The organism is Nostoc sp., assembly GCF_036919495.1.
Taxonomy (GTDB): Bacteria; Cyanobacteriota; Cyanobacteriia; order Cyanobacteriales; family Nostocaceae; genus Nostoc.
Genome location: NZ_JBALBZ010000050.1, coordinates 97152 through 112464, shown reverse-complemented (window position 1 = coordinate 112464; position 15313 = coordinate 97152). Strand labels below are relative to the sequence as shown.

Here is a 15313-nt window from a genome sequence, read left to right as displayed (position 1 = left end):
TTAATTTCAATCCTTCTTGAATTAGTCCCCAGGCTAATGTTGCTAGAAGTACATTGAAAATAAAAACACCAAGTTCATCAATCCGGCTGATAGTTTGATGCCAAAAAGGTACTACGGTAATAAAGGCAAGAAAGGTACTAATGACAGCAGTAGTGAAAATAACTTCGCGGCGCGGAGGGTTATTTCTTTGACGCAGTAGAAACAACCATTGCAATACTGCCAAGCCACTGAGAATCCCCAAATCGATAATCGGCAGAGACTCGAATAAGTTTGTCACATTTGTAGGCTGATTATAACTATAATTTGGAGATTCCCAGACCCAACGAAAAGACAAGATATAAAAGACAATGCCGAAGCTTACCAACGCTAAATTACGGGCCAGAGATTGAAACAACCTGTAATTTATGCTTGGAAACAGCAAGTCATCATAACTCCAGAATAATGCCGGTGGGAGGGCAAAAGCAAAAGATGCCACCCAAGGGGCTATATCAGCATAATTCAGCAGTGGTAGAGGATTAAGGCTGGCTTGTAAGGAACTAGCAAAGACAAAGGCTGCTAGACCAAAAATCCAACGCGAGCGACAGAAGTAGGCTAAGGGTACAAACACCAGCCATGCCAACAAAGGCATGTGCTGCACCACTAGGCGCGACCAAGTTGGATCGCCTGAAGCGTACCACAAGTCTTCTAATCCTGTCCAATAGCCAATTTCCACGAGGATAATTGACAGAATTCCTAAAGAATTTAAGAACAAGCTGAAGGCCATCACTACAACACCCAACCCCCAGGCGAGAAATAGTTGGGAAGCTGAACCAGCAATATTGAACATCTGGGCTATCAGCAGTAAATTTGCACCGAAGATGAAGGCGCTTAAAATTAGCAATCCCTCTCCCAGTAAGCGTTTGCTTTTTTGTGGCTTCTTTCCTTCAGGTGTTATCCAATTGTAAAAACCAGTGATTGCGATCGCAAAAAACAAACTTATCAGCAGAATAAACTTGACTTCTCGCGATCCTCCCTGCCAGTTTCCTGCTACAAAGGTAATTATGCCTAAGCATAAAAGTATGCCGCCTATAGCAATCGCGATCGCTTTATTGCGATCGCGTGTAGCAGCTTCCAGGTTCTTAAATTGATAACGTTCTGCTATTTGCTCATACAGCGAAGAACTAATTAATCCTTCATCCCTCCATAATTGTGCTTCTTTGCGTAATTTTTGCGGAAAACTATCTAAGAACATGACCTTCTCCGGTGCAGTGGGGTAGCTTGGCCATTGCGTTCCCAATGGCGGTCATTATATTTTGAGTATGAAGCCAAAAGCCTTAATTACATTGTTCTTGTGTAACAGTTTTATTTTGATTTTGATACAACGGACTAATTCCTAATTCGTAATTAATAATCTACATGGAAAAACCTTCTAATTTATTACTTAAAGTCTCGCGGCGTTTGTTCACTAATCTAGATGAGCAAGAAAAATTTATTCAGGCTTTAATGAATCCTCAGCCATTTTCATCTAGTATTCTTTGGTGTAAAGAAAAGCCAGAGATTTCGCCTTTTACAGTGGAAACACCAACCTATTGGCAACCACAATTTATAGACCGTTTATGCTGGGGAGAAAAACCCGGTCAGCATCCCTTGCATCAACAAGGATATTTCTATTGTTTAGACTTTTCTTCGGTGTTTGCAGCTACTACTTTGTTAGCTATTCCTGTGCCAGTAAGTTTAGTTTTTGATATGTGTGCCGCACCAGGAGGTAAAAGTATTTTCGCTTGGAAAGCTTTACAACCTGATTTACTTATCAGTAATGAAGTAATTGGCAAACGTCTGGGAATGCTAATTTCTAATTTGAAACGTTGCCAGATTAGCCCTAGTGCAGTAGTTAATAGAGATTCGAGTATATTTGCCGAAATGTTTCCCGACTCTAGCAATCTAGTAATAGTAGATGCTCCTTGTACTGGACAATCTTTACTTGCTAAAGGTGAAAAAGCTCCCGGATGTTTTCATCCAACTGCTATTAATAAGAGCGCAAATCGGCAAAAACGTATTATAGCTAACTCTGCTAAACTTGTTTCACCACAAGGCTATCTTGCTTATATGACCTGCACATATTCACCCGAAGAAAATGAGCAAGTTTGTGAATGGTTTTTGGAACGTTTTCCCCAGTTTCAGGCAATAGAAGTTAGTAATTTAGCCAAATATCAGTCGCATTTAACTACAATGCCTTGTTATCGGATGTTTCCTCAAGATATGTTAGGTGCTGGCGCATTTACAATACTGTTTAAAAATACTAACGAGCATGAAGATGAGGGTAAAGAAGTAGATTTAAATACAATCTCTTCGCTGTATATCTACCAAAATCTGAAAAAGTAAAGTTAGTTAAATTGATAGCAGATATTTTAGCATTAAGCCTTATAGAATATCTAATGTTTTGAATAGTGCTACATTTGTCAATCAGCCATCAGAAGTACACTTTTTACAGGAATTGATTTTATATTTATAAGGTTAGAAACCTAGTACAGCACGGCAGAAATAAGCATATCATTTCAAATGGCACAAAAGCTTGGAATTATGCGTGACTTTTGACTTTTGACTTTTGACTTGTGGTTGTGCGGTGCTACTTCAATAATCAATAACTTTCAATAATTAACTTTTATGGTTAAAGACTTTAACCTTTTCATAACCTAAGGTTAACTAAAATTTATCCGGTATCAGCTCTCGACTTTTTGAAAGAAACATTGTACAAAAAAGCTAGACCGTAAAGGATGCAAATGACATGAGTCGAAAAGTTAGCAAAGTGTTTAAACAGTCTGGGGTGATTCCTTATAGAATCAACAATGGCAAAATTGAAATCTTGCTAATCACAACCCGTAACTTTCAACACTGGGTAATTCCGAAAGGAGATATTCCTAATGGCATGAGTCCGCCTGCTTCAGCAGCCAAAGAGGCGTGGGAAGAAGCAGGGGTGATTGGGCAGGTAGATACTAATGAACTCGGTAGTTACAAATACCGCAAAGGAGGCAAAACTTACCGAGTAAAGATGTATTTGTTACCAGTTGAGATGCTAAGTGAAGATTATCCAGAAGCAAGTAAAAGAAAACGGCAGTGGGTAGAAGCGGCTACAGCTATTAGGTGGGTTAAGTTTAATTCACTTAAACGAATCCTTAAAAGTTTTTTCCAGGTCAAATCTCACTTTTGTGCATTTCGAGATGCTAATCTAGTATAGAAAAATACATGAATTATGTATCAGAATTAAACTTACAATAAAATCTTAGTTTGTACTGACCGATTCATCGCTTACAGTAAGGTTTCTCAGGACTAAAGTCTTTACTACAAATTTGAATTTATTTATGGCTAGCTACTTATTGAAAAACCCTGGAAGCAATTTGAGAGATTTTCAATAAATAGCTATAGTTAAAACAACTGCGTAGGCGTAGCCCGCCGTAGGCATCGCTAATTAAAAAAAGTCAACCTTAAATGTAAAGCATCATCTATGGTTACATTTTTTTAGTGGTGAGTATGGCGCTATTTATTGAGTGTACAATTCGTTCTAAATCCACAATAAAGCTACCCAAGTTTTTATACCGACAATTCCATCAGCTTGTAATCCTTTAGATGTTTGTAAACTAACAATTGCATCCTTAACTGACTGAGAAAAATGCCCATCAATGGCATCAGTATACAATCCAATATCTTTTAATTGCTGTTGTAATTGTTTTACTCTCAGACCAGAATCTTCTAGTTGTAAGGGATTAAATCTATTCAAATCGGCTTGACCACTAACACCAGCTACACCAGATACGTCACCTTCATATTGATGGATTAGGTATTGCCCCTGCCAAGCGCTAGGAATATGTGGAACCTTAACATTATAGTTGGCAATCCATAAGGGATAACTAGCAAAATCAGATGAATTGTTAAGTTCTTCTTCCCAGAAATTGGGGTAAGTATAAATAATTGGTTTGATTGGTTTGTGTGTTTGTTGTAGAAGGGCTTTTTCCACCTCTGCTAACCACTTTTTTGCTGCATTAATTACTTCTTGGCTATTTCCTCCTTTATCAATTACCTCTACATCCAAAACTGGTGGTAAGTCTCCTGGTTCTAATTTTCCCACGGTTTTTAAGAATTCCTTCGCTTGCTCAACCGGGTCTGATGTATGGGAATGAAGAAAATGATAAGCACCCCGAATAATACCAACAGTTTTCATAGTCTGCCAATGATGAGCAAAAGCAGAATCTTTAATGGTAACTCCTTCTGTGGCTTTGACAAAGGCAAAAGTTTTACCAGAGTTTTTTACTGCTGTCCAATCTACTCTGCCGTCTTTCTCGTAAACATCAATTCCTTCCATAGATTTTTTTAACCTTTTTGATTAGTACAATACTGAACTTATCAGAGGCTTTGATTAAATTTATGCTTTTCCTGGGTATTTGAGTAAATTACAGAAATTTACTAGGGTTGAGTGTTAACGGCTCGTACTGGAGTCACTCTAACTTTGCCTGTACAAGGATTGATTTGTTCTGTGAGGGTAAAGTGCTTGTAAGCATTAGGAGGTGTGATTTCAATCTTACTAGACATTGGGCATTGTTCCTCTGTGGAACGAATGTGGTTATATGCTATCTGAAATGAGGCTTGTTTTCCAGGAGTTAGAGTTACTTGTTGTCGAGGTTGCTTACTCGAAAAGTAAGTGGCCTCGGAGCGAAGAATTTTTACCCCCTTCAAAGGCTGATCTTTTTCATCCAGTAGTGCCAATCCTGGATAACCGTAGAGGGTGCAAGGGGATGAGGCGTTATTGGTGAAGGCGTAGGTAAGTGCAACATTGCCAACGCCAGCATCTTGGGAGACTCGGCGCACTGATAATTGGCTAGTTTCACAGCGCGTCGGATTCGTGGCAATAGTGGCTTGAGGCGTAGAATTGTCTGTAGTTTTTTCAGTCGGTGTAGGTGTTGAAGTCAACACAGTTGCCTTCGTTGCTTGCTCAGTGTTTGCCGGTAAGGCTTGCTGCTGTTTTGTAACAGAGGAATAACCGACACAGCCAGTTGTCATTGTAGTTAGGAGCAACAATATACTGCTTTCCACAATTGAAATTCGCATATTTTCTTTTTTTGTAGTGAACTACTTACACTGATGCTTTATATACAGTGTAAGTTTCCAAATTCACATCCCCTGCTTTGGTGAACTCTCCCGTCTCACAGGTTAAGTATTCAACTGAATTCGATATAGGAATCCGATTTGATGTTTGAAAAAATCTAATACTTATATCTTGCACTATTCCCAAAAACCGCCATAGATTAGAAACCTATGGCTAATAGCTAAAGTCCTCTCAAGAGGACTGTACGTTATGCAATGCTTTTGTATCCTACCTATAGTACTATGATTTGATTTCTGAAAAAATCTAAGTAGTAAGTAGGGTGTGTTATGGCGTAGCCTAACGCACCTAACCTTTGGGCGGTGCGTTAGCCTTTGGCGTAACGCACCCTACGTATATTTCAATAATCAAATATGAGTCCTATATATTTAAAAAAAATATAACTGGACACGATATTAGGTCTGTATTCTACTCAATTGAGAAGCGCTATATTATCTGTTGCCTCAATCAAAGCACTACGAATTCCTAGTTCACTCATCGAATGTCCGGCATCAGGAACCACTATAAATTCGGCTTCCGGCCAAGCGCGATGCAATTCCCAAGCTGATATCATTGGGCAGACTACATCATAGCGTCCCTGAACAATTACAGCCGGAATGTGGCGGATACGGTCTACATTTAAGAGTAATTGATCTTCTGTTTCCAAAAATCCCTTATTCATAAAGTAATGGCATTCAATACGTGCGAAAGCTGAAGCAAATTCACTCTCGCCAAATTTTTGCATGAGTTCTGGATCTAAGAACAGTCTACTTGTACTACCTTCCCAAATTGACCAAGCACGCGCTGCTGTTAATTGAATTTCTAAATCTGGATTGGTCAAGCGTTTATAATATGCTGCAATCAGATCATCACGTTCATCTACGGGAATTGGTTTAAGATATTCTTCCCAAGCATCAGGAAAAATATAGCTAGCACCCTCTTGATAGAACCAGCGCAACTCTTTTTGCCTCAGCATGAAGATACCACGCAGAATTAATCCCGCGCAGCGAGAGGGATGGGTTTGACTGTAGGCTAATGATAAAGTGCTACCCCAACTTCCACCGAAGACCACCCACTTTTCTATCCCTAAATATTGGCGCAGTTTTTCGATATCACTGACTAAATCCCAAGTGGTGTTTTCTCGTAATTCTGCATGGGGCGTACTTTGACCACAACCGCGCTGGTCAAACATGACTAACCGCCATTTTTCGGGGTGGAAATATTGCCGATAAAAAGCTGGACATGCACCACCAGGGCCGCCATGCAGCAAAACGATGGGTTGACCTTGGGGGTTCCCTGACTCTTCAAAATAAATGGTATGAAGGTCAGAAACCTGTAAACTACCTTCTAAATAAGGTTGGATCGCTGGGTAAAGTTCTCGCATTTTGGATATTTTATCAGTAATGTTGTCATTGCGATCGCTTGTCAAATCAAATAAACCCGATACCCATGATACAACCTTCTAATGGCCTTCCACCTAGAGTGCGATCGCCTCAGAAGAAGTGGGCAGAAAACTGCAAAAAATGGCAGGTACGCTGATTAACAAGTAAAAAATAAAAAATTCCCCTAATTTTAATTAGGGGATTAGGACTTACACAAAAACTTTTGGAAAACTAAATTACATTAAAAACGCACAACTATCATATATGTCAACTTAAGCTAGAAATAGCTTAAATCATTGAACAGTCAACAGTTATAACTGTTAACTGTTGGCTTCCTCACCCGCCTGGAACTTAAGTTACTTGCGGGACATGACTTTTACGTTTAGAAAGTGAAAGTTGTTCTCAACGTACCGATAATGGCATCATCGTTATTGCTATTTTGACCAGGCGAGGTCAACCAGATGACACCAGGGGTGATTGAAATGTTATCTGACACGCGATACTTATAAAAGCCTTCAAAGTGATAGGGTATATCATTACCAGTACCAGCAAAAACTCCTGGTCGGTTAAAGGAATAGGGTTCTGCACCAGCAAAAATACCTAAAACGTTACCCGGCTTACCGAAGTCAGGTAAGGCTACCCCAAGACCGTAGCTCCAAGCTTCATAATCATCATTTGCACCGAAGCCTCTGACATCATGGTAAGAAACGAAGCCACTAATTGAAAGTTTGTCGCTGGGTCTGAAGGCTGCTTCTATACCATAAGAATTACTGGAAGATGCGTTGACGAGGGTGTTAGCTTGATCAGTACCTACGACGCGGCTAGTGCTAGTCAAACCACCACCGGCATCAAATAAACCACCAGTTCCAGCACCATTATAGCCGTGAACGTAGGTAGCAGCGATCGCCAAGCGATCGCCAACACTAAAGTTCAACTGTCCCAGAGCTGCATAGTTACCTTCAAGCAAACCTTGATTTGCGCCAGGATTATTAGCATTTGACGCTAAGTAGCCTATAGTCAGTGAACTTGGTTTCAAAACATTGCCACCGCTACCAAAGGGTAAAGTCAATGCTGCACCTGCACCACCACCAATGCGATAGATGGGACTTTCAGAAGCAAAGGTAGATAAAGCCCCATTCCCACCATCGTAGTCCTCAAAGTAAGGGTTGTTAGTGGCTACATAATCGCTATGAATACCTCCGGCGGCCGCCAAGTAAACTTGGGCTGGGCCGATGGGTACGTAATACGCGAGCCAGTCTATATTGACATTGTTATTGGTGCTTCCACCGTTGAGTTGAAATGTTTGTGTACCTTCAGAAGTATTGAGAACCCCATTAGCGTTATCCCTTACTGAAAACGCTTGTGCATTACCGGCTGCAAGACGGGTGTGTAAAACGTCTTTACCAGTGAAGCTGGTTTGCAAGTCTAAACGTACCCTATCTTGGAAGACAGTATTGTTTGCATTGCCAGTATTACCGCCAAACACATCAGTAGCGACAAAAATAGCTTCACCCACCAATTTTGTAGTAGTGGAAAACTGATTTGCTTCCAGTTCAGCAGTCCGTGCTTCTACAGCATCTACTCGACCACGCAGAGTTGCTAGTTCTGTCGAGAATTCCTCTTGCAAACGTTGCAGGGTTGCTAAATCCTGTTTTGTCACCAAATCAGCCGTTGCTGTCGCAATCAGTTCATTAACCCGATCTAAACAAGCATTCAAACCTGCGGCAAATTCATAACGGGTTAGTGCCCGGTTGCCACGGTAAGTGCTATTGGGGTATCCAGCAATACAACCGTAGCGTTCAACTAGGGATTGTAAAGCTTGGAATGCCCAGTCAGTCGGCTGTACATCAGAAAACTGAGAAACTGATGTGACTTGAGACAGTGAATTCTGGTTCTTGCCTTCACTGCTGTAGCGGTTAACTTCTTCTAAAACCCTATTATCATCAGTCTTTGCCTGGGCAAACAATTGCTGATTTTTTGATTGCCCTGTTTGGATGAATATTGAAGCACTAGAAACTATTGGTGCTTCTGCCTGAGCAACTTTTGCCTTTATACCTTCAGAAGAGGCTGGTACTTTAGTAGCCATAGCCTTAGCGGAAACCAACACCGTCACTCCCAAAACTACTGGGCTTAGTACCAGAGTTTTCCACAATAGATGATGAGACATTTTTTTATTTTCCTTTCCCAAAAAAGGCCCGAAATGACTGGCTTCAAGAAAAAGAGAACAAGCAGTTATTCTACTTGTTGGAAATCTTATCAGATTGCAGTAAGTTTAAGACATACCTGACAAAATTATTACGCTTAAAAAATCTTAACTTATCCCACAGATTGAAGCAGTGGGGAAATCTAGTCAGCCCCAACTTTAGGAGACGCTGTGTTTCGACTCCGCTCAACATAAATTCGCGTTCGGGGAAGTCACGCATTCATGCATTCAAAAATTTACCAAGCCCATAAATAAATTTAGTTGCTCTGTACCTTTTTATTTCTAGTCAAGAAGTCATTAGTACGTTTTTCACGGTTTTTGTTCTTTTAGGTACTAATGACTGAGTTTATGCTTAAATTTGGTTCAAATTCGTGCCATTTCTGGATTTTAGCTTCTTGTTTTTGACTCTGATTTGTGGTAAATCTTTCTTATCTTTGTAAAAGTAACAGATTTCAACTAGAGTTGGCCATATTTCTAGAGAACCGTGAAATTGGCTAATCACATCATCGATAATTCTGGAAACGTTTTGCTGAAAAAAGTCGGGTTCAAACCCATAAAATACTCTTGATAAGTTCTCAGCAAACAATTGGAGTGACAGCTTGCGTTCTTCATTCTGGGTAGACATTGAGGCTTTGACTACCTGCCTGTGGATAGCAGAGATTTTTTCTAGGATTTCCTCAGAGTCTTGCAACGTGACTTCGCCAGAGTAATCAAACTTGATTCCCAAGTCATCAAGATGATAAACACTGCTTTTAATCTTCTTTTTCAGCAGGCTGCATATTTCCTCATTAAAGAGTTCACTGGCCAGAGGATTACGCATGTAGTTATTTCTAATATGATTCTGCACAGCATCAACGTGTGCAGCCACAATCCCCTCTTGCTGTATCCAAATTCTGTAGATATAATCTTCAAATCTCAGTCGAGTTGGAAAAAATGGTGGTAAACCTAGTTGATTATCATATCCAGCAACTCCACAATCCATTCTCCAGTTTTTGTTAGTAATAACAGGTCGAAAGTTGGTAAGAATATAAAAATCATTTAGGTCATTTGGACTTATTTGATTTTCATCATTGAGATACATGTGAATAAAATCAAGTGTATCGATATCATTAGTTCCGGTGCGAAAAGTCTGGGCAATCTTGACGATTGCATTATTCAATACTCTCCCCTGTTGTAATAAAAGGCTGTTTTCTCGAAAGTAACCCTTGGTTGTATTAGTTTCTAAATCCATTGCTGTATCAAGAACCAATTCTCCAGCCTCGAAGTTTTCTGGTACATGGCTGGCTTTTTGACCGAGAACATCACTAAAAGCGGTGAGTAAGTCAAAAGATTTATGGACGTAGCCGCCTTGTTGATTGGATTTGATCAGTTTACCTCGACATATTTCATCGCCTGATAAAGATTCTGGGCTAGTTTCTATTAATGCATCTGGTCGCATATCGTCATCTGCACTAACCATTAAATGTCCAAGAGTATACATCAGCGTGAAGTTGCGGTTTCCGCCATAACTAGGTCTAAATAAGTTTTTTACTAGTGATTCTAGCTTGCGATCGCGCAGTCTTTCGTTTAAAAATGTTATAAATTGCTCTTTCTGTTGTGGCCCGACATAATATACATCATTGACTGTCTTAGTCTGCTCTAAAAGTGGGTAATATTTCTCGTGGTTGGCAATGCTAGAATCATCAAATACGATAATTTTTAAAGCATGACCATTTGCCCAAAAATTCTCATCATACTTTTCGATGGTCTGTGCTACATCTCTCAATCGATGAGTCGGAATAACAAATATCGTCTCTTTTTGTTTCATAAAATTTATTTAGGTCTTTCAAATGAAGTTTAAAAAGTTCAAACTCAAAATCAATGCATCGATTTTGTTACTGTTTCATCATTCAAACAAATTACACCAATAGCTACTTCAGGGTATAAAAATCTATTTAGGCTTGTAGTCAGAGCAATTGAGTGCTTCTTTAGTTAGAGCAGCAGAAGGTTGTACTGCACACTTTAGATAATGGTTGTTGTTAAAAAATTGGCAATTTTTACAGGGATGTTGGTCTAGATGTTTTATGCTTACTATTTCGTCTTTATCTTGTGCCGCCTTTTGTACCGCTTTGGAGACGTATGAAACGAGAAAAACGAAAGTTCCCCAAACAATTATGAAAGAAATGTGAGCCAAAAAGACTGCTAGAAAAGATATATCCTCGTCGTGTGGTTTTATGTCACGATCTGTTGCATTCGGCAGTTTAGCTTCAATGAGAGTGGATTGATTAACACTCTTTTGGACGGATACATAAATTCGTAAAAGCTCCGAAGTATCCATATTGAACACCTTTTTTAGTAAAACTCAGATTCAGCAAATGTCATCTAAATTAAACATTTTTAGATGCTAGTCTTATGGATTGAAATACCAAATAGATTTGGTTTTAAAACTTTTTTGTTTTTTCATACACAACATTTTTTAACTCTAATGTTATTGTGCAATAAATTAAACAAAATATATATATATGAAAAATATATTTTTCATATATACAAATTGTTTAGGTAAAAAACATATAGTTATCTACTCGCTAAATTCCTATATATTTAGAGATATATATTTGATATATATAGTGGCTCCCTAACCTATACATTTTTATTTTTTTAGGCAAAATCTATGCAGTATTTTAACGGTTACTACTGGTCTGAGGTGCATTAAAATCCTTAATTGACAAGCTTATCAGCTTCATACATGTATCTCATTTGACAGAGAAATGCTATATATTCCACCCAATTGATAAGAAATTTTGTATCGCTCTACTTGATTATAATAATCATTATCATAACAAAACGTTATTAAAAATAATTCTGAAGACACATATTTAACCCGCAGCCTTAAGGTACATTTAATCTATTGTTAACCTTTAACTTGATGTAGCTATTGGCTAATTGGGTAAATGACTAAAAACATCAGTAATCGTGAAAAATTAAATATTTTTGCTAAAATATCTCCTAATTTAATCTCTACACCACAAAGCAACGAAGTTAATCAGAGTACAAGTAAAGCGATCGCACAGCCTTCAGGTGCCTTGCAAATAGTTCATGTAACTACCGGGCGCGTGCGACTCCGTACCACTGACAGTAGTCTTAACTCGATCCTAGACAATATAGCCCAAGATTTACGCTCTATAGAAGGAGTGAGGGAAGTTGCCGTGAATGAGCAAACTGGTAGTTTGGTAGTTAATTTTGATGAAGATAAGCTATCATTACCGCAAATTTTGGCGCTAAAATCCGATCTTAAGATTCAACAGCCGCAGGATTCGTCTGATTCACCAAGCAAGACAGATCCTTTTGCAGCTTGGAAATCGCCTTCATTTTGGAAAGAGCAAGGTATTTCCTTAATTCCGATGATGACAGGCTTGGCGGTAACAGGAGGGTTAGGAATTCATGGCTGGGTATCGATTCCAGTTTATATGATTGCGGCGGATGCAACCCGTGGTGTAATTGGTTATCTTGGCTCTCAAGTTCCGACATCAGAAAAAAACGAAGGTAATTACACAAATTCGGCGATAAAAAGCGACATATCCGAATCTACTATCCAACAAGAAAATAGCAAGGTGGTAGCACCTGGAAAGATTGACTACAGCGTAGTTCATGAAATTCCCGGACGTATTCGGTTGAATGTGCCAAAAATTACTGAAGATCGAGCTTATGGACGGCGGCTTGAAAGAATAGTGAAAACCGATGCTGAAGTTACCAGCGTGCGTGTAAATTTTGGTGCAGCATCCATCGCGATCGCTTATCAGTCTCGTGATATTCCATTATCTTATTGGGTGAGTCTGATGGAATTAGCGTTGGAGACAAACCCACCAACACTAGGGATCGCAACGGCTAACCAACCCCTAGAAGAAGTAAGTCAGACTCCTGAAATTACAGACGCAACAACGACAAATCATATTACTCAGGTTGCTCAGACGGCTGAAATTACAGACGCAACAACGGCAAATCATATTACTCCAGAGTTATCCAGTTTGTGGACTAACCTAAAATCGCCTGCGATGTCTGTCTCCTTAGGGTTTATGGCGAACTTACCTTTATAAACGTAATATTGCGCCTTATCACTCTAACTTTGAAAGTCGTTGGCTCACAAACTTAGCTTACCTACAGCGATAAGTTAGCCAACGAGTCCAGAAGATCGCAAATAACCAAACTTTTGATAGCTAATCAATCTCGCCGGATTGGTGGCTAATTTGCTCTCTTTACCCCAGCAAAAAGCCTGATTTTCATTGAAGTGTACCAATGTATTGGATTAAAGAAAAGTAATGGCAAAAGTAGCACTGGAACTACCATCACCCCCAAAATCTCAATTCACTGTGTTGGAAGGAAATGGAAAAGTTTCTTTAATTGACACTAACGATCACTCTCAAGGAGAGTTACCCAACGTTACCTACAGCGTTGTTCATACAACTCCGGGAAGAGTACGGTTTCGTTTACCTCGCTTACGGTGTGATGCAGATTATGCCAAGCGTCTGGAAGTGTTATTAACAGCAGATGTGCTGGTGAAGAATGTCCGTGTCAAGCCTGCGGCAATGTCAGTTGCAGTTACTTATAAATCTGATAAAGTTTCTGATGCGAAGATGCGATCGCACCTTCACGATTTGATTCAGGCTGCAAGTGAAGTAGTAGTTCTGAAAAACTCTACATCTTTATCGGAAACGGAAAAAGAGGCATCTTGGCCAGGTTTACAACTTTCTGCCGTTGCGACTACTTTAGCAGTCTTGGGGGGGCCGTTAGGATTACCGATCCCGCCTTTGATAGTGGTGCTTCCCATCGCCATTGCTACATTACCCGTCGTCCAACGAGCATGGGAAGGTATTAGGGTAGAGCGAAAATTGAATATTGACTTTTTGGATCTGATGGCGATCGCTATTACTACCTTCCAAGGGCAATTTCTCACACCATCGCTGATGCTCGGTTTAATTGAAGTGGGCGAAAATATCCGCGATCGCACGGCTCGTTCTTCTGCTCAACAAACTCTAGATTTACTTAGTTCTCTAGGACAATTTGTCTGGGTGGAACGCAATGGCGACAAGCAACAAATTCCCATTCAAGATGTGCAGCGTGGCGATACAGTGATTGTTTACCCTGGCGAACAAGTGCCGGTTGATGGTAGCATTTTGCGAGGTAAAGCCCTGCTAGATGAGCAGAAGTTAACTGGCGAGTCGATGCCGGTGTTGAAGAAAAAGGGACAGCCAGTTTTCGCTTCAACCCTGGTACGAGAAGGACGAATTTATATTCTTGCAGAATGGATAGGCAATGATACCCGCGCCGGACAAAGCATTAAGTTAATGCAAGAAGCACCTGTCCACGATACCCGGATGGAGAATTATGCCACGAAATTTGCTCAAAAAGCAGTTGTGCCAACTTTATTACTTGGTGGGGCAGTATTTGCCGCAACCCGCAACCCTTCACGGGCAGCCAGCGTTTTAACTCTAGACTTTGCTACAGGTATACGAGTATCAGTCCCCACAACAGTTTTAGCAGCCTTAACTTATGCTGCACGACGGGGTATTCTCATCCGTAGCGGACGGGCGTTAGAACAATTAGCAGAAGTTGATACCATAGTTTTTGATAAAACGGGGACACTGACTAAGGGAGAAGTCGATGTTGTCAGTGTGGAAAGTCTCAATCCAGCAACCTCAAGATTACGGGTGTTGGAATTGGCAGCCGCCGCCGAACAACGTTTAACTCATCCAGTAGCAGAAGCAATTGTTCGCTATGCCCAAGCAGAGCAAGTGGAAATTTTGCCGCGTAGTAAGTGGGATTATCAACTAGGTTTGGGCGTGCAAGCTCAGATTGATGGAGAGACAGTTTACGTTGGGAGCGATCGCTTTTTGCGTACCAGTGGCGTTGACATGGAAGCGTTAAATGGTCAGCAAAAATCTCCAAATTCAGCGATTTATGTAGCCAGCAACGGTCAACTTCAAGGTATTATTAAATATAGTGACCTTCTTCGTCCCGAAAGCCGGGAAGTCATCACAGCACTTTCGACAGTCGAAGGTGTAGAAATTCACATGTTAACCGGCGATAATCAGCGAACTGCTACTGCTGTTGCTGCGGAACTCGGTATTTTGCCAACGCATACTCACGCCGAAGCTTTTCCAGAAGAAAAGGCAACAGTTGTGCGCCAACTGCACGAACAAGGTAAAACAGTTGCATTTGTAGGCGATGGGATCAACGATTCGCCAGCTTTAGCCTACGCTGATGTTTCCGTATCCTTTGCCAACAGTTCTGAGATAGCCCGCGAGACAGCAGACTTAGTGTTGATGCAGAATGACTTGCATGGTTTATTAGAAGCGATCGCGATCGCTCGTCAAGCCAAGCAATTGATTCGGCAAAACACAGCACTTGTTGCCTTTCCTAATTTAGCAGCAATGGCGATCGCTGTTTTCTTTGGTCTTAACCCCTTAGCTGCAACAGTAGTCAACAATGGCTCAACCGTAGTTGCCGGAGTCAACGGTTTGCGTCCAATTCTGAAAAATCGTCAACATAAAGCTCTACCATCGGCAAGATGATCCAACTATGCCGCCAAGAGTATCTTAAAAAGCTTTCCGAGGTTTCTTAATTAATAGGAGAAAATTG

Annotated in this window: 11 protein-coding genes; 4 read left to right on the top strand and 7 right to left on the bottom strand. The window is 40.4% G+C overall.

Annotated features, from left to right (window positions below):
• Positions 1-1231: DUF2157 domain-containing protein (locus V7K25_RS07115; RefSeq protein WP_335156400.1), on the bottom strand; the 1231-nt coding region annotated here is incomplete at its 3' end.
• Between the two features lie 164 nt (positions 1232-1395).
• Between V7K25_RS07115 and V7K25_RS07110 the strand changes: the two genes are divergently transcribed.
• Complete coding sequence (locus V7K25_RS07110; protein WP_335156398.1) at positions 1396-2361, top strand: RsmB/NOP family class I SAM-dependent RNA methyltransferase; 966 nt, start codon at positions 1396-1398, stop codon at positions 2359-2361.
• Positions 2362-2764: 403 nt separating this feature from the next.
• Positions 2765-3214: an NUDIX hydrolase gene (locus tag V7K25_RS07105; protein ID WP_335156396.1), complete on the top strand. Its 450-nt coding sequence runs from the start codon at positions 2765-2767 to the stop codon at positions 3212-3214.
• 324 nt (positions 3215-3538) lie between these two features.
• On the opposite strand, the gene V7K25_RS07100 is transcribed toward V7K25_RS07105, so the two are convergent.
• The 6 genes from V7K25_RS07100 to V7K25_RS07075 form a co-directional block, all read right to left on the bottom strand.
• Entirely contained in the window at positions 3539-4336 is a 798-nt protein-coding gene (locus V7K25_RS07100) for a GH25 family lysozyme (protein ID WP_335156394.1), read from the bottom strand.
• 101 nt (positions 4337-4437) lie between these two features.
• Entirely contained in the window at positions 4438-5079 is a 642-nt protein-coding gene (locus V7K25_RS07095) for a DUF4232 domain-containing protein (protein ID WP_335156392.1), read from the bottom strand.
• 467 nt (positions 5080-5546) lie between these two features.
• Positions 5547-6497, bottom strand: coding sequence for a prolyl aminopeptidase (gene pip, locus V7K25_RS07090; protein ID WP_335156411.1), 951 nt, complete (start codon positions 6495-6497; stop codon positions 5547-5549).
• 380 nt (positions 6498-6877) lie between these two features.
• Positions 6878-8662, bottom strand: a complete 1785-nt coding sequence (locus tag V7K25_RS07085; RefSeq protein ID WP_335156390.1) for an iron uptake porin — start codon at positions 8660-8662, stop codon at positions 6878-6880.
• A gap of 388 nt (positions 8663-9050) precedes the next feature.
• Positions 9051-10505, bottom strand: coding sequence for a hypothetical protein (locus V7K25_RS07080; RefSeq protein WP_335156388.1), 1455 nt, complete (start codon positions 10503-10505; stop codon positions 9051-9053).
• A gap of 123 nt (positions 10506-10628) precedes the next feature.
• A complete protein-coding gene (locus tag V7K25_RS07075; RefSeq protein ID WP_335156386.1) occupies positions 10629-11015 on the bottom strand; it encodes a hypothetical protein in 387 nt (128 codons plus the stop codon).
• A gap of 613 nt (positions 11016-11628) precedes the next feature.
• Between V7K25_RS07075 and V7K25_RS07070 the strand changes: the two genes are divergently transcribed.
• On the top strand, positions 11629-12771 hold the full coding sequence (locus V7K25_RS07070) for an HMA2 domain-containing protein (protein WP_335156371.1): 1143 nt from the start codon (positions 11629-11631) through the stop codon (positions 12769-12771).
• Between the two features lie 222 nt (positions 12772-12993).
• A complete protein-coding gene (locus tag V7K25_RS07065) occupies positions 12994-15246 on the top strand; it encodes a heavy metal translocating P-type ATPase (RefSeq protein WP_335156369.1) in 2253 nt (750 codons plus the stop codon).
• The last annotated feature ends 67 nt before the right edge of the window (positions 15247-15313 follow it).

Bases quoted from the DNA above. Each gene is read 5' to 3' on its own strand.
- V7K25_RS07070 (WP_335156371.1), top strand. From the start codon at position 11,629: ATGACTAAAAACATCAGTAATCGTGAAAAATTAAATATTTTTGCTAAA.
- V7K25_RS07065 (WP_335156369.1), top strand. From the start codon at position 12,994: ATGGCAAAAGTAGCACTGGAACTACCATCACCCCCAAAATCTCAATTC.
- V7K25_RS07100 (WP_335156394.1), bottom strand. From the start codon at position 4,336: ATGGAAGGAATTGATGTTTACGAGAAAGACGGCAGAGTAGATTGGACA.
- V7K25_RS07080 (WP_335156388.1), bottom strand. From the start codon at position 10,505: ATGAAACAAAAAGAGACGATATTTGTTATTCCGACTCATCGATTGAGA.
- V7K25_RS07075 (WP_335156386.1), bottom strand. From the start codon at position 11,015: ATGGATACTTCGGAGCTTTTACGAATTTATGTATCCGTCCAAAAGAGT.
- V7K25_RS07110 (WP_335156398.1), top strand. From the start codon at position 1,396: ATGGAAAAACCTTCTAATTTATTACTTAAAGTCTCGCGGCGTTTGTTC.
- V7K25_RS07085 (WP_335156390.1), bottom strand. From the start codon at position 8,662: ATGTCTCATCATCTATTGTGGAAAACTCTGGTACTAAGCCCAGTAGTT.
- V7K25_RS07105 (WP_335156396.1), top strand. From the start codon at position 2,765: ATGAGTCGAAAAGTTAGCAAAGTGTTTAAACAGTCTGGGGTGATTCCT.
- V7K25_RS07095 (WP_335156392.1), bottom strand. From the start codon at position 5,079: ATGCGAATTTCAATTGTGGAAAGCAGTATATTGTTGCTCCTAACTACA.
- pip (WP_335156411.1), bottom strand. From the start codon at position 6,497: ATGCGAGAACTTTACCCAGCGATCCAACCTTATTTAGAAGGTAGTTTA.